Source organism: Lacibacter luteus (assembly GCF_004118265.1).
Classification (GTDB): domain Bacteria; phylum Bacteroidota; class Bacteroidia; order Chitinophagales; family Chitinophagaceae; genus Lacibacter; species Lacibacter luteus.
In genome coordinates, this window is sequence record NZ_SDHW01000006.1 from 167,245 (window position 1) to 187,288 (window position 20,044).

General features: G+C 40.2%; 15 protein-coding genes and 3 tRNA genes. 9 read left to right on the forward strand and 9 right to left on the reverse strand.

From position 1 onward, the window contains the following. The first annotated feature begins 16 nt into the window (after nt 1–16). The 6 genes from ESA94_RS17395 (at nt 17) to trxA (ending at nt 7,575) form a co-directional block, all read left to right on the forward strand. Nucleotides 17–466: a Plug domain-containing protein gene (locus ESA94_RS17395; RefSeq protein WP_129132216.1), complete on the forward strand. Its 450-nt coding sequence runs from the start codon at nt 17–19 to the stop codon at nt 464–466. A gap of 229 nt (nt 467–695) precedes the next feature. Then, entirely contained in the window at nt 696–1,094 is a 399-nt protein-coding gene (locus ESA94_RS17400) for a hypothetical protein (protein WP_129132217.1), read from the forward strand. 122 nt (nt 1,095–1,216) lie between these two features. Beyond that, nucleotides 1,217–2,302, forward strand: coding sequence for an efflux RND transporter periplasmic adaptor subunit (locus ESA94_RS17405; protein ID WP_129132218.1), 1,086 nt, complete (start codon nt 1,217–1,219; stop codon nt 2,300–2,302). A 26-nt stretch (nt 2,303–2,328) separates the two neighbouring features. Next, nucleotides 2,329–5,568, forward strand: coding sequence for an efflux RND transporter permease subunit (locus ESA94_RS17410; protein WP_129132219.1), 3,240 nt, complete (start codon nt 2,329–2,331; stop codon nt 5,566–5,568). After that, nucleotides 5,546–6,973 carry a TolC family protein gene (locus ESA94_RS17415; protein WP_129132220.1) on the forward strand — a complete coding sequence of 476 codons (1,428 nt, stop codon included), beginning with the start codon at nt 5,546–5,548 and terminating at the stop codon, nt 6,971–6,973. Before ESA94_RS17410 ends, ESA94_RS17415 begins: the two co-directional genes overlap by 23 nt. A gap of 221 nt (nt 6,974–7,194) precedes the next feature. Further along, nucleotides 7,195–7,575 (forward strand): thioredoxin, encoded by a 381-nt coding sequence (gene trxA / locus ESA94_RS17420; protein WP_129132221.1) that lies wholly within the window; start codon nt 7,195–7,197, stop codon nt 7,573–7,575. Nucleotides 7,576–7,630: 55 nt separating this feature from the next. On the opposite strand, the gene ESA94_RS17425 is transcribed toward trxA, so the two are convergent. Genes ESA94_RS17425 through ESA94_RS17435 form a run of 3 tightly spaced genes read right to left on the reverse strand, consistent with a single transcriptional unit; the run spans nt 7,631 to nt 13,298 of the window. Then, on the reverse strand, nt 7,631–11,389 hold the full coding sequence (locus ESA94_RS17425) for a sensor histidine kinase (protein ID WP_129132222.1): 3,759 nt from the start codon (nt 11,387–11,389) through the stop codon (nt 7,631–7,633). A 4-nt stretch (nt 11,390–11,393) separates the two neighbouring features. Then, nucleotides 11,394–12,173 carry a nucleoside triphosphate pyrophosphohydrolase gene (mazG, locus tag ESA94_RS17430; RefSeq protein WP_129132223.1) on the reverse strand — a complete coding sequence of 260 codons (780 nt, stop codon included), beginning with the start codon at nt 12,171–12,173 and terminating at the stop codon, nt 11,394–11,396. Nucleotides 12,174–12,176: 3 nt separating this feature from the next. Beyond that, a complete protein-coding gene (locus ESA94_RS17435; protein WP_129132224.1) occupies nt 12,177–13,298 on the reverse strand; it encodes a DUF3667 domain-containing protein in 1,122 nt (373 codons plus the stop codon). 75 nt (nt 13,299–13,373) lie between these two features. Between ESA94_RS17435 and ESA94_RS17440 the strand changes: the two genes are divergently transcribed. Continuing rightward, nucleotides 13,374–14,210 (forward strand): hypothetical protein, encoded by an 837-nt coding sequence (locus tag ESA94_RS17440; RefSeq protein ID WP_129132225.1) that lies wholly within the window; start codon nt 13,374–13,376, stop codon nt 14,208–14,210. 61 nt (nt 14,211–14,271) lie between these two features. Here ESA94_RS17440 and ESA94_RS17445 read toward each other — a convergent pair. The 5 genes from ESA94_RS17445 to ESA94_RS17465 form a co-directional block, all read right to left on the reverse strand. Then, nucleotides 14,272–14,357, reverse strand: a tRNA-Leu gene (locus ESA94_RS17445). 43 nt (nt 14,358–14,400) lie between these two features. Continuing rightward, nucleotides 14,401–14,473: transfer RNA gene (locus tag ESA94_RS17450), tRNA-Gly, on the reverse strand. Between the two features lie 112 nt (nt 14,474–14,585). Then, nucleotides 14,586–16,091, reverse strand: a complete 1,506-nt coding sequence (locus tag ESA94_RS17455) for a hypothetical protein (protein ID WP_129132226.1) — start codon at nt 16,089–16,091, stop codon at nt 14,586–14,588. Nucleotides 16,092–16,158: 67 nt separating this feature from the next. Beyond that, complete coding sequence (locus tag ESA94_RS17460) at nt 16,159–16,362, reverse strand: hypothetical protein (RefSeq protein ID WP_129132227.1); 204 nt, start codon at nt 16,360–16,362, stop codon at nt 16,159–16,161. A gap of 53 nt (nt 16,363–16,415) precedes the next feature. Further along, the gene (locus tag ESA94_RS17465) at nt 16,416–17,435 is read right to left on the reverse strand and encodes a glycosyltransferase family 2 protein (RefSeq protein WP_129132228.1); all 1,020 of its coding nucleotides are present in this window, start codon (nt 17,433–17,435) and stop codon (nt 16,416–16,418) included. Nucleotides 17,436–17,495: 60 nt separating this feature from the next. Here ESA94_RS17465 and ESA94_RS17470 point away from each other — a divergent pair, with 60 nt between their 5' ends. After that, on the forward strand, nt 17,496–18,644 hold the full coding sequence (locus tag ESA94_RS17470; protein WP_129132229.1) for a sensor histidine kinase: 1,149 nt from the start codon (nt 17,496–17,498) through the stop codon (nt 18,642–18,644). 101 nt (nt 18,645–18,745) lie between these two features. Beyond that, nucleotides 18,746–18,829 (forward strand) — tRNA-Leu (locus ESA94_RS17475). A gap of 120 nt (nt 18,830–18,949) precedes the next feature. Here ESA94_RS17475 and ESA94_RS17480 read toward each other — a convergent pair. Continuing rightward, a complete protein-coding gene (locus ESA94_RS17480; protein ID WP_129132230.1) occupies nt 18,950–20,035 on the reverse strand; it encodes a PLP-dependent cysteine synthase family protein in 1,086 nt (361 codons plus the stop codon). Nucleotides 20,036–20,044: the final 9 nt, after the last annotated feature.

Below are 20,044 nucleotides of genomic sequence, written 5' to 3' on the forward strand. Positions count from 1 at the left end.
ATTAAAATGTGGATGTATGAAAAAGCAGATCCTTTTGCTGCTTCTTGTGGCTTCGGCAGTTCTTACACAGGCACAGGTTTACCGCAGCAAACAAACAATTACAAGGGAAGAACAGTTAAACGAACAGTATTGCAGCAGTTTGTTTAAAACAGCGCATGGTACTATTTTCGACTTTACTGATGAGGTTACTGCACAGGGTTTTACAAATGTTCTTCAATGGTTGCAGGGCCGTGTAGCAGGCTTAACAATTTATACTACCCGTACGGGAGTTACATTACCTTTTATTCGCAACCAGCTTGCAACCGTATTTATTGATGAAATGCCTGTTGAGCATGCGTATGCCGGCATAATCAATCCGGCAGATATTGCGATGATCAAAATTATTAAAGGTCCGTTTGGTGGCAACATGCTATATGGCAGTGGTGGGGCAGTAGCAATTTACACACTCAGGGGCGATGAAGGATAAGCAGAAAAGCGATGGTTCTTAACCGCTTGAAATACTGCTTTAGCCAATGCTTCAGCACTTACAACAATTACCAAACAACCTGTTCTGCAATAATTTAACAGAAGAGTGACGATTTGCAAAAAGCTCTTTTTCCGGAATAGTACAATCTGTTGTACTTTCGCTGACCGAAATGCATAAGCAAAACAACAATAGAAACCGTTTTCCGAATCACTGTTTATCTGTAAAATCAGTGATTAACCGTTGCGTTGTTTTTCTTTTAGCTTTTGTTTTTTTCCTGCAGCAACTTTCTGCTTTTACTGTTTTAAAAACAGCCGGTGGTACTGCAAAAACTAATTTCTCTGCAGAGCAGAGAACAAATTCTCTTACAAATACACAGCTTTCAGTTCATCTTCCCTACCAATCTTCACCCGTAGGATTTGAAATGGAAGTGGAAGTTGCAGAAGAAGACGATACCAAAAACGATCTTGAAGAATTCTGCAGCAACCTTGCTGCCATACATGCAATAGAAGAACAGGTTTATACCTCTTACTTACGAAGCCGCTATTTACAAATAGCATCTTCCGTTCACGACCAACCTGCAATTCCTTTCTTCATTCTGTACCATTCCTGGAAAAACCACCTCGCTTAATTCCCCTTTTTACATCAGTTTGATTTAATTACCCGGATAGTTCCAGGTAAACCTCATTTCCAATACGCATTGGCGTTATGCCAACTGCACAGTTTATTATTCATCAACAAAACAACTATTTAATGAAGAGGATATTTATTCTCGCCATTGTGGCAACCGCATTTATTTTTTCATCCTGCAAACACAAAACGGAAGAAAAAACAGAAGACTTAAAATTTTTAGTTACAAGTCCATTAGAAAGAGACACGATCATTTATAAAGAATATGTTGGCCAGGTTCAATCATCCAGTCATATTGAATTACGCTCACAGGAAAAGGGTTATCTCGAAAAAATATACGTTGACGAAGGCCAGTTTGTAAAGAAAGGGCAACTCCTGTTCAAGATCATGCCTGTTATTTACCAGGCCGAAGTGGAGAAAGCAAGAGCAGAAATGAATTTTGCTGAGATCGAATACAACAATACCAAAAGCCTCGCCGATAAAGATGTAGTATCACCCAACGAACTCGCATTGGCAAAAGCCAAGCTCAATAAAGCAAAAGCCGAGCTGGCTTTAGCTGAAGCACATTTAGGTTTTACAGAAATACGTGCACCGTTTGATGGCATCATGGATCGCTTTCAAAAACGTTTAGGAAGTCTTATTGATGAAGGCGAATTACTCACCACACTTTCCGATAACAGCAAAATGTGGGTGTACTTTAATGTGCCCGAAGCAGAATATCTCGACTATGTGAAGAACGCAAAAGCAAAGAGCGGACAAACTGTATTACTACAAATGGCTAACAAAGAAATGTTTGATGTACCCGGTGTTGTTGAAACCATCGAAGCCGATTTCAACAACGAAACTGGTAACATCGCTTTCAGAGCAACCTTCCCGAATCCGAAAGGAATTCTTCGTCATGGCGAAACAGGTAATATACAAATGCCTGTTACCATTAAAAAAGCTATCCTCATTCCGCAAAAAGCAACATTTGATGTACTCGATAAAAAGTATGTGTACGTAGTTGATGCCAATGGCGTGTTAACTGCCAAACAAATTACCATCGGCTACGAAATGCCGCATGTATATGTTGTTGCAGCGGGCTTACAGGCAAATGCTAAAATTCTTGCAGAAGGTTTGGGTAAAGTAAAAAACAACGAGAAGATCAAATACGAGTTTGTTCCTTTTGAAAAAGAATTAGCTGAGTTAAACAATTTACACGCCGAGTAAGGCAGGAACCAAAAAACAAAAGAACAATGTTTAATAAGTTTATAAAAAGGCCGGTTCTTGCCATTGCCCTATCGATCGTAATTGTGTTCATGGGCTTGTTGGCAATTAACTCATCGCCGGTTGCACAGTTTCCCGAAATAGCACCGCCAAGGGTAAACATCTTTATCGAGTTTCCCGGATCGAATGCGGATGTATTGGTAAAATCGACACTCACAATTCTTGAACGTGCCATCAACGGTGTGCAGGGTATGCAATACATCTTGAGCGATGCAACGAGTGCAAGTGAAGCAAGTATTGAAGTGATCTTTGAACCGGGCACCGATCCAACACTTGCAGCAGTAAGAGTTAAATCGAGAGTTGACCAGGTAATGACCAATCTTCCACCATTGGTGCAACGTGAAGGTGTGATCATTTCTCCGCTACAGCCAAGTATGTTGATGTATTTAAATCTTTACAGCAAAGAAAAAAACATCGACGAAAAATTTCTGTTCAACTATGCCAATACCTACATCTTACCCGAACTGCAACGTATCAAAGGGATGGGTTTTGCGCAAGCCATTGGTAGCCGTTCATTCGCTATCAGGGTTTGGTTAAATCCTGAACGCATGAGAGCGTATAGCATTTCGGCAGATGAAGTATTGAAATCAATTGATGAGCAAAGTGTATTGGCAAGGCCGGGCCGTGTTGGTCTTAGCTCCGGTAAAACAGCACAGTCGCAGGAATATGTATTTACTTATAAAGGTTGGTACAATACACCCGAGCAGTATGAGAATATTGTGATCAAAGCTAACTCCAATGGAGAGATACTGAAGCTGAAAGATATTGCTGAAGTGGAAGTGGGCAGTGAGTTTGTTGATATCTATTCGAACAAAGATGGCAACCCTTCTGCATCGCTTGTGTTGAAACAAAACCCGGGTAGTAATGCAAACACTGTTATTGCAGATGTAAAAGCAAAACTACAGGAGTTGAAAAAAGATTTTCCTCCGGGTATTGATTACGAGATCAACTACGATGTATCAAAATTTGTGGATGCCTCCATTGAAAAAGTAATACACACATTACTGGAAGCCTTCGTGCTTGTTGCTATTGTGGTATTTATTTTCCTTGGCGATTGGCGATCGACATTCATTCCCATTCTTGCTGTACCGGTATCGTTGATCGGTGCATTTACCTTAATGAAGTTTTTTGGGCTTAGCATTAACCTCATTACGTTGTTTGCATTGGTATTGGCAATTGGTGTGGTGGTGGATGATGCCATTGTGGTAGTGGAAGCAGTGCATGTGAAGATGGAAGAAGAACATCTCTCCCCTTTTGCTGCGGTGAAAAAAGTAATTGGCGAAATAAGTGGAGCCATCATTGCCATTACATTGGTGATGATCTCCGTGTTCGTGCCCGTTGCATTTATGAGTGGACCGGTTGGTGTATTGTATCGCCAGTTTTCACTCACCATGGCAAGCGCCATTTTCATTTCCGGTTTTGTGGCGCTTACACTTACACCTGTATTGTGTGCTATTTTACTGAAGAATACACATGGTCAGCCAAAACGCAAAACACCCATCAGCATGTTTATTAATTGGTTTAACCGAACCTTTGAACGTGTAACGGGTAAGTACACAAAATTCTTAACACTCATCGTTAACCGCAGAGTAGTTACGTTTGGTATTTTGATCGCTTTTGCATTTGGTATTATGGGTATAAACAAAGTGTTGCCTGCAGGTTTTATTCCAAGTGAAGACCAGGGACAGGTTTATGCCATCATTCAAACACCTCCGGGCACAACGCTTGAACGTACTAATGAAATATCAAGGAAGTTGCAGTTGCTGGCGAAACAAGTAGAAGGTGTTGCATCGGTTACTTCATTGGCAGGTTACGAAATTTTGACTGAAGGTCGTGGTTCCAATGCAGGTACTTGTTTGATCAATTTAAAAGATTGGTCAGAACGGAAGCATTCCGTAAAACAGATCGTTGAAGAGCTGGAAGAAAAATCAAAAGATCTTCCTGCCAACATCGAATACTTTGAACCTCCTGCTGTTCCAGGTTATGGTACATCTGATGGCTTCTCGTTGCGTTTGTTAGACAAAGGCAGCGATGTTGATTACCAGGAATTCGACAGAGTAAATGCAGAGTTTGTTGCAGCATTGAAAAAAAGAAAAGAGCTGGCAGGTTTATTTTCGTTTTACTCAGCCAAGTATCCGCAGTACGAAATATTTGTTGATAACGAACTGGCGATGCAAAAAGGTGTTTCCGTTGGCGATGCCATGGAAAACCTCAACATCATGATCGGCAGTACCTACGAGCAGGGCTTTATCCGTTTCAATAATTATTACAAAGTGTACACACAGGCCGGTCCCGAATTCAGAAAACAACCAGGCGATATTTTGAACATGTTCATTAAAAACGATCATGGTGAAATGGTTCCTTACTCGGCGTTTATGAAAATCAAAAAAACACAGGGGCCAAATGAAATTGCACGTTACAACTTGTACATCTCATCACTTATTAATGGTATGCCGGCAAAAGGTTATTCATCAGGCGATGCCATCAACGCCATTAAAGAAGTAGCGAAACAATCGTTGCCACGTGGTTATGATATTGCATGGGAAGGTTTATCGTACGATGAAGCGAAACGTGGAAATGAAGCGTTGTATTTATTTCTTGTGGTACTCTTCTTTGTGTACCTCATTCTTGCAGCACAATACGAAAGTTTTATTCTGCCGTTGGCTGTATTGCTTTCATTACCTCCGGGCATCTTCGGTTCCTTCCTCTTATTAAAAGGAATGGGGCTTGCAAACGATGTGTATGCCCAGGTGGGATTGATCATGTTGGTTGGTTTGCTTGGAAAGAATGCGGTGTTGATCGTTGAGTTTGCTGTACAGAAACACAACCAGGGAGCAACTGTTTTGCAGGCAGCAATTGAAGGTGCAAAAGCACGTTTCCGTCCCATCTTAATGACATCCTTTGCGTTTATCGCCGGCTTGATACCGTTAGTAATTGCAACAGGACCCGGTGCTGTTGGCAACCACACTATTGGTGCATCTGCATTGGGTGGTATGTTGTTCGGTACTGTGTTCGGTGTGATCATTGTGCCGGGACTTTACTTCATATTCGGTAAAATGGCAGAAAGCAGACATCTTATCAGGGACGAAGATGAAAACCCATTGAGTGAAGATTTTGTCGAAAGTGGCTCTGACCGTGCACTCAGCAAACGCATTACAAAAATTATCAAACGAATCAGAAATAAAAATGACAAAGAAGATAACAGCTAAATACGTTGTACTTGTTGCCTGTATTGTTTGGCTTGGTGCCTGTAAAGTGCCAGCCATTACCGGCAAACAGGAAAACAAATCAGTTCCTGCGGCTTATAACAACTCGCAGGACAGCAGCAACATTGTAAAAATGAAATGGCGGCAATACTTTACCGACCCCAATCTTATTGCACTCATCGATACTGCACTCATCAACAACCAGGAGTTGAATATTACATTGCAGGAAATTGAGATGACGAAAAATGAGATCATGCAGCGTAAAGGGGAATACATGCCCTTCCTGAATTTGAAAGCAGGCGCTGCTGTTGACAGAGCAGGTAAATACACATGGGATGGTTTATCGGAAGAAGACTGGAAAGCACGCCCAGACAAAGAGCATAAATATGTTGGTGATTTTATGGTGGGCACTTACTTTACATGGGAGCTCGACGTGTGGAAGAAATTGCGCAACGCAAAAAAATCGGCAGTGATGAAATACCTGTCAACCATCGAAGGCAAAAACTTTATGCTGACAAACATCATTGCAGAAATTGCTGAATCGTATTACGAATTGATGGCGCTTGATAACCTGCTCACCATTGTTCAGCAAAACATCGAACTGCAAAACAATGCACTGCAGCTGGTAAAACTGGAGAAAGACGCAGCGAAGGTTACGCAGTTAGCAGTGAACCGTTTTGAAGCACAATTGCTCAACACAAAAAATCTGCAATTCGAAATTCAACAGAAGATCGTTGAAACAGAAAACAGGATCAATTTTCTTGCAGGCCGTTTTCCGCAACCTGTTGTACGCAATTCAACTGCGTTCAATCATCTTGCATTCGATCCCATTTTTGCAGGTGTACCATCGCAACTGCTCTCCTACCGTCCGGATATTCGGCAGGCTGAGCTAGAACTTGCAGCAGCGAAATTAGATGTGCAAGTAGCGAAGGCAAACTTCTATCCATCGTTCAGCCTACATGCAGGTGTTGGTTTGCAGGCGTTCAATCCTGTGTATCTCATCAGACCCGAATCGATCCTATACAATTTAGCAGGCGATATGATCGCTCCGTTGATTAACAGGAATGCGATCAAGGCAACTTACTTCAACGCCAATGCAAAACAGATACAGGCCGTTTATAATTATGAACGCTCAATCTTAAATGCACACATCGAAGTAGTGAACCAGCTTTCACGCATGGATAATTTTACGAAGAGCTTTGAAACAAAAGCGAAGGAAGTGGAGATACTTACAAAGTCAATCATCATTTCAAACGACCTCTTCCGATCGGCAAGAGCAGATTATATTGAAGTATTGTTGACACAACGTGAAGCATTGGATTCGAAAATTGAATTGATCGAGATCAAACTGAAACAGTTTAATGCCAAAGTAAATATTTACAAATCATTGGGCGGCGGCTGGAATTAATACTCCATTCTCTTTTACAAAAGGGTTCATCAAACAGTTGTTTGATGAACCCTTTTTAATATCAATACTTTACTATCCTAACCACAATCAGCAATTCTTAATTGTTTTCTTCTCGTAACTGTGTTACCTTTTACCTGCTGTTACAGGCAAATATTGCGCCTGTGCTTTTGTCTGCAGCATACATGCAGCTTTCAGTTACTTTTACAGACAAATTCTTTTTTATGGCTACAGTAAAACTTACCACACAGGATTTTAAAGAGAACATCTTTAACTACGATACCGAGAAAGAATGGAAATACAAGGGATCAGTTCCGGCTATTATTGATTTTTATGCTGACTGGTGCGGTCCTTGCAAAGCTGTTGCGCCTGTGCTGGAAGAATTATCGGATGAATACAAAGACAAACTGATTGTTTATAAAGTTGATACAGATGCCGAAATGGAATTAGCAGCAGTGTTTGGTATTCGCAGCATTCCTACTTTTTTATTTATTCCTGTTAATGATGACCCGATGATGCAGCCCGGTGCATTTCCCAAAAAAGTGTTTAAAGAAATCATCGAAACACAATTATTAAAGAAAGAAGAAGCCGGGGAAAGTGAGTAGTTAGTGACGGGTGGATAGTAGTAAGCAGCGGATAATGAAAGTGCTCTTTCACTTACTACTCACCAGTCATCAGTAAAGGCAGTTCTACAAAAAATGTACTGCCTTTGTATTGTTCTGTAGTGAACCATATATCGCCTTTCATTTGTTCTACAATGCTCTTGCACATGGCCAGTCCTAAACCTGTACCTGAAGTTTTTGTTGTAAAGTTGGGATAAAATATTTTCTGTTGCAGTTCTGCAGGTATACCTTGTCCGTTATCACGCACTGCAACAACTGCCTTATCATTCCGCAAATCAATGTGCAATTCAACAACCGCTTCTTCTTCTCCTGCAGCTTCAATGGCATTACGAATCAGGTTTGTAAACAAACGGTTGAGTTGTGTTTTATCGGCCATGAGGTAAGCTTCATTAATTGTAGTAGTAAATGCAACCTGCGCATTTTCCTGCATGTTAAACAATTCCACTACCGATTGTACCGATGCAATAAGATTTACCCGTTCCATACGGGGATTGCCAATATTGGCAAAGCTGGAGAAGTCGGATGCAATGTTAGAAAGATAATCAATTTGCTCTACCAATGTTTTGGCAACGTTCTGCGAAATCTGTTTGGTATCTGCAGAATTACTGTCAACTGCTTTTTGCAGGTACTGAATACTCAGCTTCATTGGGGTAAGCGGATTTTTAATTTCATGAGCTACCTGCCGGGCCATTTCACGCCATGCCCCTTCCCTTTCGCTTCGTGCAAGTAAATTTGCACTCTCTTCCAGTTGCTTTACCATTCGGTTGTATTCCTGTACCAGCTCACCAATTTCATCGTTCCTGTTCCAAACAATGGCTTCGTTTGTTTTTCCCAGTTTGATCTCTTTCATTTTTTCACTAATGATGGCAAATGAATTGGTGATTCTGCTTGTAACAAAAAATGCAATTAACCCTGCTATTAAAAATATAAACGCATTCAGATTTATCAGTGTAACAAGAAAATTCGATATCTCCTGCTTGAGCTCATTTTGCGAAGTGAAGTAAGGAATATTGAGATAAGCATAGGTTTTACCATCATCATCACGCACCGGCACATAAATACTCATATACGAAAGCTTACCCACTTTTTCGTTTTCAATTGTTTGTACCAGGTACTCTCTTGAAAGTTTGTAGTATGCCAGCGGATCTGTTTTGGAGCTTAATAAACCTTTGTTGTAATAATATGGCTGCGACGATATCCGCAGATTACCGTTAGGGTCGTAGATATTTACATCCACGCCATGTATTTCGGAAATACGATTGATCTTTCCTTTTAACTCTGCCGATGAAGGTGCATCGTACAATTTCAACACATCATCCAAAAGTGCATGATTACTTAAAGCAGTTTCAACTTCTGCTTTCATGATGGCAATCGATCTTGACAAGCGCTCTTTATTAATCCTGCTATGCCTGTTTATAAAAAAGAAAATAGTAGATGCCCCGATAACGAGAAATGAAAAAATGCTGATGCCAATGATGGTTGTATGCACCTGTGTGCGGAAGGTTAGCTGCAAATGTGCTTTCCATTCAGCAGGACGCAACCCTAACTGCAAAAAATATTGCACCAGTCTGAAAGAGGCAAGCATCAATAAAAACACACAAAACAAGTAAGCAAACAGTGTAATTGTTTCCAGCAACCTGTTTTGCGATTTTGCAATAATAATGGTGAAGTTGTTGGATGCGTTGTACCACAGTTCGGAGTAACCCTTCTTGATTACTTTCCGTTCAGCTTTTTCTCCTGTTGCTTTTTTATCGAGATGAATGGGGAACGGATAATCGTTTACGCTGCTGATGAGTTCATTGCTTTTGTAAATGGCATAGGCATATGAAACCGTATTATCAGGAACTTTTGTATCGGAACGATAGAAGATATCCGCATTAAACTTTTCATCGGCATAACGTTTAGGGCGTGATATTACAAATACATAGCCCTTTGGCTGACCTGATTCGGCTGTATCAGTAATTACTTTTCTTGCGATGTAATAAAACTTGTCGAACGACTCTTCGTAATACTTCCATTCTGCAGAACTGGTACGTCTGCTTTGCAGATTGTACACCGTATTTAAAGTATTGAATGAAACTGAATCGATATTAAACAATGGATTCTCATCCTTATCGAACGTGTAAATTTCTGTTTCATATACGTTCAGGTAGCCACTGAAATTTTCACTAATAAGACTGTCTTTTAATAACTGGTTATCGCCGGAAACAAAAAAACGACGAAACTCGCTTTGAAGAAATTCGCTTCTGAAATTGCGCATGGCAATATTCAATAAACTTTCCGAAGAGGGATCGGTTTGCAGACTTAGTTTTTCGGCTGTACGAATACGGTCTTTCCATTCCCGTTCTCCGTTTTCGCTTATTAATAAAAGTGTAAGCGACAGTGAAAAGAAAAATAACCAGAAAATTGTTTTTCCGTTTGATGATAAGAAGTTAAGCCGCATCCGCTTATTATTAAGCAACATTACAAGCAGTAACAACCAGCCAAGCAAACACAACTGATAAATAACGGAAGAGGAATTAATGTTGAATGTAAGATAAATAAGACCTGCAACTGTAAGTGTGAGCAATTGCAAAGGAATACGTCGGTGGCTGTAATGTTTAAGATAGCCCGACAGCCAATCGGCAATAATAAAATAATTCAGCGCAAGCGAACCCAACACAAAAAAACCTGCAAAGCTGAAAATAGAAAGTTTGAAAATATTAATAACATCAAACGAAATCTGCGAATCGGAAACAAGACTTTTAATAATGTTACCAAATAGAATTGTTGTGCCGAATAAAAGCAATGTGCTGATAATAAGCCCTGCATTCGCTTTTAACTTCAATGGAATTTTTCTTGCCAGTTTTGCGTACCGCCGTATAAAAAGCAATATCCACAACAACAGAAAAGAGTTGATGAGCAAATCGCCCAGGGATCGTAATATTTTATTGGAGCCATACACAGATGGGTCGAACAGCTCGAACTGACGCAGATTAAATGGTATAGGGAGATAATAACTTGAAATGCGTAACAGCAGAATAACCGCTATGAGAAATGATAAGCCTGCTGCAAACGAGTACAGTTCGGTAAGCATTGCAGACAGTTTATGCAAAAACATAAACAGGCACAGCATTGCCAGCAAACGGAAAATAATGGTTGTACTGTTTAAAGGCTGTGGCAGATTGTTGAGTTCTTTTAACCAGAACAATATTGTACCGTCGGTACTCTGCACTTTTAGTTGCGATTGTTCAACATCACTTAAGTTGTAATATTTTTCTATTCCCCTGAGGTATGCAAAATCGTTACTGATGTAGTCGGCTTCAACAAAAAAATTCCATTTAACAGGAATTAAGGCCATTGCCTGGCAAATACTTCCATCGCCAAGTTTTTTTGTTTTTTTATAAACTGTATAATATCCATTGATTAATTGCTCGAACCAGATACCATCTGCTCGTTGCCATAATTGGTAAGTGGGTAAAATAGCCTGTGTATTCCAGAAGCGTGTTTGAAAACCATCGTCTCCATCGCTTGCCACAAAAATGAAATAATCTTTCTCTACAAGTTTTTCAACGGTTTCTAAATCGGCCTTACCGGTTTTTAATTTCAGCAGAAGCGAAGAATCGGTAAGCAGCCGTGCAAAATCCTTCTCTCGTTTATTAATTGCTTTCTGCAATGTTTTCTTTACCTGTTCCGGCGCAGAGGTGTACGACCAGTAATATTGAAATAAGTAGGAAAATGTAAGTAACCAACCTGCCAGGATAAGCAGGTAGCCATTTCGGTAAACAAAGCGGCGGATGGTTAAAATGTGGTTCAAAATATTATTGCGCTTCCCTGTTTTTCTGTTTAATGCGGTTCCAGATATTATCCATTTCCTCAAGCGTCATATGTGTAAGCTGTTTGCCTTCACTAATTGCTTCCTGCTCCATTTGTGTAAACCGCTTTATAAACTTCTGATTTGTACGTTCCAACGCATGGTCTGCATCAATCTGCAAAAACCGTGCATAATTCACCAGAGAAAAAAACACATCGCCCAACTCCTCTTCTATTTTATCCTGTTCGCAGGTGTTTACTACTTCTTTCAACTCATTTATTTCTTCCTCTATCTTTTCAAACACTTGCTCTTTATTCTCCCATTCAAACCCTACCTGCTTTGCTTTTTCCTGTATGCGAATTGCTTTTACCATCGATGGTAATCCTTTGGGTACACCACTTAATACAGAGGTTTTGCCTTCTTTCATTTTCAGCTTTTCCCAGTTACGTTTTACTTCTTCTTCGTCGGTAACTTTTACATCGCCGTAAATATGCGGATGACGGGCAATCAGCTTTTCACAAATACCATTCAACACTTCGGGCAATGTAAACTGCTGTTGTTCGGTACCGATCTTTGCATAAAACACAAGGTGCAACATCAGATCGCCCAGCTCTTCTTTAATATGCTTCCAGTTCTCTTCAGAAATAGCATCGGTTAATTCGTAGGTTTCTTCAATAGTAAGCTGACGGAGTGTATGAATGGTTTGCTTTTTATCCCACGGGCATTGTTCCCGCAATTCATCCATAATTTTCACCAAACGTAAAAAGCTGTCTGCTGTTGCTTGCATAGTTTAAATATTTAAAGCCGAGAAAATAAAGAACCCGGCAAACAGGAAAATGATCACAAATAAAAACACGAAATTCAGAAACATATATTTCAAAATTGTTTTTGCCCGCCCCTGCAGGTAATAATGCCGCATCGCTTTGTAGAGATACACATAAAACGAGAGGAACAAGATGATCTCCAACCAGGAAAAAATGCGCCAATGTGTAAGCTCCGAAAGTTTATCGGTACCAAAATAAATGAGCAGAGTTAAAAAACAGAAGATATAATAATAGATGCTGAAAATTGCATGGTTTACATAATTGTATTGTCTGCGTCGTATGTACAACAACGATAAGATGAGTGCAAACAAAGGCAGGGATATAAATAATATAGTTGGCAGCTTGTGCAGAAACACATCGAAGATGCGTGCATAGGCAAGTCCGGGACTTTTACTGTACTTATTGTTTACATAAATTACTTTCCTGTTCAACTGCGTACCTAACCATCCATCTCTTTCTGCTGCCGGCAATGTTTGCTGTACAGAATCGTACTGCCCTACAGTTGTATAACGTTTACCAAAATTAAAAAGCGTAGAACCCGATTCTTCTGTTGAGTCGGCAACTGCAGTTGAAGCTGTATCCTTTTTTGCTGCAGCATTGGCAATGGAATCGATCAAACGATCATTCACCTTTTCCATTTGCTTAATGTTACCCACAACCACTTTATCAACCGTAATGTTACCGGTTACAAAGTTTACGTTGAAATTGGCATTGCTGTTCTTCAACCGTTCTTCCAGTTTATTATAGCTCATCGCCACATCTTCGTCGGGCACTTTAAATAAGGAAAAGAAAACAATGAAGAAAAATGCTGATGTAAATACATACATCCGCACCGGGTTCATATAACTTGCACGGCGGCCCCGTTCATATTCTTTTGCCAAAAAACCCGGACGAAAAAGAATGTATCGTAAAGAGGTAATAAACTTACCCTCGAAGTGCGTGATGTCGTTAAAAAAATGCGTAATAAGTCCGAATGCCGACTCTTTGGGCTCAATATTTTCCTGTCCGCATACATGACAATAACGGCCAAACACCCTTGCATTACAGTTTAAACAGTTTTTTTCCTTTCGTTCGTGCCCGTGCGACATACCCTTTTGCTTTTGCTAAAAATAAAAAGATTACCCCAAACGTTTCTTATTTCAGGAATATCTTTGAACAACCATATGCGTAAACTCTATTTTCAGCTTCTTGCAGTGATGTTGTTGCCGTTAGCCGGCAGCAGCCAGTATTATCAAAAAGATATTGTAAGTACTCAGCAGGCTACGAACCAGGTAAAGCAGTACAAAACCAATAAAGTAAGAAAGGTTGTATTACAATCGTTCGAAGCAACAGGAGAACCTGTTGATCAGTTTATCTGTTTCCAGGAAATTACTCCTGCCTACAACATCATTAAAACGTATACGCAAACCATTGCTACCATGCAATCGGTTTTGGTAACACAGTTTAATACAAAAGGGCAATTGATACGCAGTGCCGACAGCTCGAACACAACATTAAACGTATCGAATTACGTGTACGATGCTGCCGGCCGTTTGCTGGTGGTTGAAAATGTATCGCAGGCTTATGCATACAAAACAAAAGAAACAGTACGGCATGAATACAAATATGATTCAACCGGTTTTCCTGTATCGATGCTGCGAATAAAAAATGTAACAGATACCAGTTATGTACAGTTTAAGCCCGATGAGAAAGGAAATGTTGGTGAAGAGATCATAACAGGCCGTAACAAACAAACAGAAACCTGGTATTATTATTATGATGATAAAAACCGTTTGACAGATGTTGTACGTTATAACACAAGAGCCAAACGTTTACTGCCTGATTATATGTATGAGTACAACGAACAATCGCAATTAACACAAATGATCTCTGTACAAAGCGGCAGCAGCGATTATGTTACCTGGCGTTACCAATACAATGAGCAGGGATTAAAAACAAAAGAAAGCTGTTTCAGCAAACAGAAACAACTGATGGGATATGTAACGTATAGTTATGAATGATGATAATGAACAGGAAGTAATGAGCATAAAAAAAAGCGACGATAATTCGTCGCTTTTTTTGTGCCCCGGAACGGAGTTGAACCGTTACTCGCATTGCTGCGAACAGGATTTTAAGTCCTGCGTGTCTACCAATTCCACCACCGGGGCATCCGTTTAGTGAAAAAAAATCCCGCTTGTGAGCGGGACTTTGAGCGGAAGACCGGGCTCGAACCGGCCACCCCGACCTTGGCAAGGTCGTGCTCTACCAAATGAGCTACTTCCGCTGATGTGTTAAAGAACGATTGGGGTGCAAATGTAAGGGACGTTTTAATATTGACAAAAAAGTTGAAGAAAAATTTCTAAAAAAATTACTTTTTCTTTTCTCTCCTGCATAACTCATTCAGCATTATTTTTCATCATTAGTTGTTCCATATCAATCACTAACCCTGAAAATGCTCTTCGCTTCTCATTAAATTGCACTGAATCGGCATGGGCATATTGTAGTACAATCAAACGCCCTGCTTTTTCCCGGCTTCCTGTCTTCTCCAACAACAATTGTTTTAATAAAGGATCGGCTGTCCAGTCTTTTTCAGTTGAAGGATAACCAAACTCATCGGTATAATAATTAATGCCGTAAAGAGGTTTAAATGCATTAACCGGAGGCCGTTTCAGAAGCACACTATCTCCTTCTTTATACGCCGTTAAAAAAACGTTGCGTAAAGTTTGATACTCCATTGCCAACGGTTTGGAGAAATTGTAGTGGTAATTGTAAAAAGCCGTTACAGTTAAAATCAACGATGCGGTAACAGTAACCCAACGAATAATTGGCTCGCTTTTAAAAAATGTCAGCAGGCTATAACACAGGATAACAAAAGCTGCAAAATTAAAAGCAAACATTGTTCGGTAAGATGCAAAGTTTTCGAGTGAGATCATCAATGGCAGATACATCAACACAAAAAAACCAATACAGAAAGCAACATGCAGTAAAATTTTACCAACCTGTTTTTTATTATTTTGCCAATAGAGACTAAGCATCCATAAAACCAGCATTGCAGGATAAAACAGTTGCGACACAATACTCCTGGCATTGTACAGAAAATTAAAACTAAACGCCTGTGCTAACGGATAGGAAAAGAAAAAACTGAGCTTCCCCAACGGATCGATATTTATTGCTGTTCTTTCGCTTGCAGTTACGTTATAAACTTTTAATGAGTATTTAAAAAGTAAATAATAGAGAACATAACAGGCAAGATAAAATACAATTCCAATTACAACTGTTCTGTCAGTTTTTGCAGCCTTCTTCGAAATGAAATAGAGGAAAAATGGAAACAGAAAAAACCCAAATGCCGTTTGATAGGTAAACAGCGAACTTAAAGCGAATACAACACTCATTACAAGTGTTCCGGTTGGTATTTGAATATATTGTTCGCTACTATTGAGTTTGGTAAAAAGAATATAGCCCGAAAGAAAAGCTGTGGTTGTTGCAAAAAATATTTCTGCACAGGATGCCCAGCCAATATAAATAGCGGCAGATAAGCTGCAAGGGATAAACACAACTGAAAGCCACCATAATTCAGCAGGCAGACCAAGTTGTTTAAACAGCTTTCTTCCGTAAACAGCATATACAAGAATAAATACAAGCAGGCTGGCAAAAGAAAACATCCGCAACCATTTTATATCGCCTACAGATTGAATGTTTGCGAAAGCAGCATCGAATAACCAGCCGGTTATGATCCTGCCATGGTTTAAAAAAATAGTAAAATTAGAACCGTCTTTATTGTTCCAGAGCTGGTGCGCTTCATCGGTAAACGCATAATCGGTAAAAAAAACAGGATAGTAAATGAAGAAACTTACCAGTATGGCAATACCTGTTGCGATGTAAAGCTGTTTTGGTGTATTCATATTCAATGCTGCAAAATGCTATAAAAAAACCCTCTGTTAAGAGGGTTCAGTTATTTAAACAAGTAACTTATTTATACTTTGGATTGTAGAGTGTGCTTTCGGGTACTTCTACAGCAGGCTTGCCTTTATAGCGTGAATTGTACAATTTGTAACAACCGCCTAATAAAAACGCAGCAATACAAAACAGTTGAACATAAAACAGAAAACGGGATGATGTTACCCAGTTGCGGGTAATGTCTTTTTGCTTTGTATCGTTAGTTTCGTGTGCCATATATGCGTCAGTTTTTTATCGTTGCAAATGTAAGGGATGATCGCAACATCTGTTTACCCTTGCTTTACAATTTCAGAAAATTTCTTCTTTTTTTTGAGGAAGTATTGGTATACCACAGAGCCTTTGTACACAGTTTGCAATACAGGGTAGGCTTGCGTGTTTCGTTTTTGCCTGCCCAATGCCCATTCGCAAAAAGCCATGTGTGCATTGTAAACCGCCAGCCAATACCCTCCTTTTCCTGCCAAAAGCTCTTTCCAGGCCGATAATCCATCCAATGCCAACCGCAACGGCAGCTTCCACCAAAGCTCACTCCAGGGCATGTTTTTGGTAATCATTACAAGGTTATTGCGGAAATTAAGATACACTTTGCGATTACTGCCGGTGGGCAATGTGCCGCCACCTACATGGTATACTACGGATTGTGGACATACATAAATTTTATAGCCCGCCCGTTGCAGTCGCCAGCAAAGATCAATTTCTTCCTGGTGAGCAAAAAAGAACGGATCGAAGCCCTGCATTGCATGAAAGCGATCGGCACGGATAAATAAAGCTGCGCCGCTTGCCCAAAAGATGGGGGTTGCGTTGTTGTATTGCCCTTCGTCTTTTTCCAACTCATCAAACACCCGCCCACGGGAAAAAGGATAGCCCAACATGTCTATCCATCCCCCGCCTGCACCTGCATATTCAAATTCGGTTTTGTTATGATACGCCAATAGTTTCGGTTGACATGCTGCAATTGATGCATCGCTTTCCATCAAACTGATTACCGGTTCAATCCAACCCTGTTCCACTTCCACATCGCTGTTGAGCAAAATATAATAATCCGATTGAACCTTTTGGAGAAAATGATTGTACCCTTTTGCAAAACCATAATTCTCTTTGCTTATTAAAACTTCAACCGTTGGAAATATTTGCTCTACATACGCAACCGAATCGTCGGTTGATGCATTGTCGGCAACAATGATGCGCAGGTTGGGATAAGTTGATGCAAGTACTGATGGTAAAAATTGCTGCAGGAATTTTCTTCCATTCCAGTTAAGAATTACAACAGCTACTGCAGGTTGAGTTTGCAAGGGCGATAAATATTTTTTCAAAAATAGTTCAACAGAGCCAAACCTTCTCTAAATTAGGGCATGCTTGGTCAATATTTTAACTGGCGCACGTTGTTGGCACTTGTTGCAATACTTATTGTTACGGGTACTATTTTCTACTCGAATTATTTAGCCGGGAAAATTGCTGTGGAAGAGCGACAGAAAGTTGAGCAATGGGTTGAAGCAGGCCGTTTCCTGATTTATGCGCCTGTTGATGCCGATACAAAACTGCCATCGCTGATACGGAATGAACAGAAATCGATCCCCATTATTGAAACAGATGAGAAGGACAGCATAGTGAGTTACATTAACATCGACAGTACAAAAATTGCTGCCGACCCCATGTACCTGCAAAAACAACTGAAAGCATTTAAAACACAGAATCAACCCATCATACTTGAAATAAGCAAACAACCTTTGCTCATTAACAAGTATTACTATGGTCATTCGGTATTACTGCAGCAGGTAAAGTATTACCCAATGGTGCAGTTGTTTATAGTGGCGCTGTTTATCATCATTACGATCTTCTCCCTGCAGATCCGTAATAAATCAACACAAAACCAGGTTTGGGCAGGCATGGCCAAAGAAACGGCACATCAGCTGGGCACACCTGTATCTTCTTTACAGGGTTGGGTGGAAATGTTGAAAGAAGAAGATAGCAGCCGGCAAATTGCTACCGAAATTGAAAAAGATGTACAACGTTTACGACTTGTAAGCGATCGCTTTGGAAAAATCGGCAGTACGCCGCAGTTAGAACAGCATGATGTGGTGATACAGGTTGAAGAAATGGTTGAATACATCCGCAAACGTGCAACAGGAAAGGTTCACCTGGATGTGAAGAAAAATGCTGCTGAGATGAGCGCTAAAATTTCGCCTCCCCTTTTCGATTGGGTTATTGAAAACCTGCTGAAAAACGCATTGGATGCAATGGATGGAAAAGGCAATATTATCGTTGATATGCATAACGAAGAACGGAGTATTATCCTTGATGTAAGTGATACCGGAAAGGGCATTGCATCGCAAAACGTAAACAGAGTATTTAAACCGGGCTTTACTACTAAAAAACGTGGCTGGGGTTTAGGCCTTTCGCTGAGCAAACGCATTATTGAACAGTACCACAAAGGCCAGCTGTATGTAAAACATTCCGAACCGGGTAAGGGTACTACTTTCAGAATTGTGTTGAAGAAATAAGCTGCAAGCGGCTATTTTTTATTTTTCATTTTACATTTTTCCCGCCCTAAAAAAAAATTTGATGAGGTCGGGCAAGCACTTTACATTTGCTGCCCAATTAAGCCCGGGTGTTGAAATTGGTAGACAAGCCACTTTGAGGTGGTGGTGTTCGAAAGGACGTGCTGGTTCGAATCCAGTCCCGGGCACAAAAAAGCAGTTCAATTGAACTGCTTTTTTGATTTTGACATTTGTGATTAACCGGGAGGAAAGTCGACACAATCCTCCGGGTACAATCAACATGAGAAAACATTCTTACTTAAACCAAATTATAATCGATCGATTGCTTTGTAATCGATCAGTTCAATATGTTGTGATAAATATTCCTGGCGCATCGGTTGTTCTTTCATTAAGTCGGTGCTCAGGTATTTTTTATTACTGTCGCTGAATACGGTTACAACAACTTTATCTGCACCCATTTCGTTCTGCAACTGAATAGCACCTAAAAAATTAGCACCCGATGAAATACCTACTGCCAATCCTAATTGCTTCGCTAACTTCTGTGCCATGATGATGGAATCACCATCGGATGCTTTTACTACTTTATCTAATTGATCAAGCTTTACAATAGCAGGAATAAATTCATCGGAAATACCTTGTATTCGATGCGAACCAACTTTATAACCAGTGGAAAGTGTGGGTGATTCTGCAGGCTCCAACGGATGTACTTTAATGGCAGGATTACGCTTACGCAAATAATTACCCATGCCCATTACTGTACCACCTGTGCCCACACCAGCAACAAATGCATCGGGTGTAAGATCGATGCTTTGCAACTGCATCCAAATTTCTTTGGCGGTTGTTTTTTCATGTGCTTCAGCATTGTATAAATTTTCAAATTGCTGCGGTAAGAAAACTGTTTTATCTGCAGCAGCCATTTGTTCACTCAATGCAATACTGCCGAGGAAACCACCTTCTTCTTTGCTGATGAGTACCACATCAGCACCAAGACTCTTGATGATATCAATACGTTCTTTACTGAGCCAGTTGGGCATAATGATGGTTACATCATGTCCCAATGCTTTACCAATTGCACTGAAGGCAATACCGGTGTTGCCACTTGTGGCTTCCACAATGGTATCGCCTGGTTTTATTTTATTCTGACGATAGGCTTGCTGTAAAATATACAGGGCCATACGGTCTTTAATACTCCCGGTAAGATTATAGTTCTCACACTTCACATAAATTTTTCTGCACTCGTCTTTGTATTTGTAAGCAATTTCAAGCATAGGTGTATTGCCCACCAATCCCCAGAGGTGACGAAACTTGCTTTCCAATTTATCCGATACGGAAGGTGAAGCATCATAACAACCGCAATCGTTGTTGATGCTGTTTGATGTTAGTTCGTTCTGCATGATCATAGT

Bases quoted from the DNA above. Each gene is read 5' to 3' on its own strand.
- ESA94_RS17395 (WP_129132216.1), top strand. From the start codon at position 17: ATGAAAAAGCAGATCCTTTTGCTGCTTCTTGTGGCTTCGGCAGTTCTT.
- ESA94_RS17405 (WP_129132218.1), top strand. From the start codon at position 1,217: ATGAAGAGGATATTTATTCTCGCCATTGTGGCAACCGCATTTATTTTT.
- ESA94_RS17410 (WP_129132219.1), top strand. From the start codon at position 2,329: ATGTTTAATAAGTTTATAAAAAGGCCGGTTCTTGCCATTGCCCTATCG.
- ESA94_RS17415 (WP_129132220.1), top strand. From the start codon at position 5,546: ATGACAAAGAAGATAACAGCTAAATACGTTGTACTTGTTGCCTGTATT.
- trxA (WP_129132221.1), top strand. From the start codon at position 7,195: ATGGCTACAGTAAAACTTACCACACAGGATTTTAAAGAGAACATCTTT.
- mazG (WP_129132223.1), bottom strand. From the start codon at position 12,173: ATGCAAGCAACAGCAGACAGCTTTTTACGTTTGGTGAAAATTATGGAT.
- ESA94_RS17435 (WP_129132224.1), bottom strand. From the start codon at position 13,298: ATGTCGCACGGGCACGAACGAAAGGAAAAAAACTGTTTAAACTGTAAT.
- ESA94_RS17440 (WP_129132225.1), top strand. From the start codon at position 13,374: ATGCGTAAACTCTATTTTCAGCTTCTTGCAGTGATGTTGTTGCCGTTA.
- ESA94_RS17455 (WP_129132226.1), bottom strand. From the start codon at position 16,091: ATGAATACACCAAAACAGCTTTACATCGCAACAGGTATTGCCATACTG.
- ESA94_RS17460 (WP_129132227.1), bottom strand. From the start codon at position 16,362: ATGGCACACGAAACTAACGATACAAAGCAAAAAGACATTACCCGCAAC.
- ESA94_RS17470 (WP_129132229.1), top strand. From the start codon at position 17,496: ATGCTTGGTCAATATTTTAACTGGCGCACGTTGTTGGCACTTGTTGCA.
- ESA94_RS17480 (WP_129132230.1), bottom strand. From the start codon at position 20,035: ATGCAGAACGAACTAACATCAAACAGCATCAACAACGATTGCGGTTGT.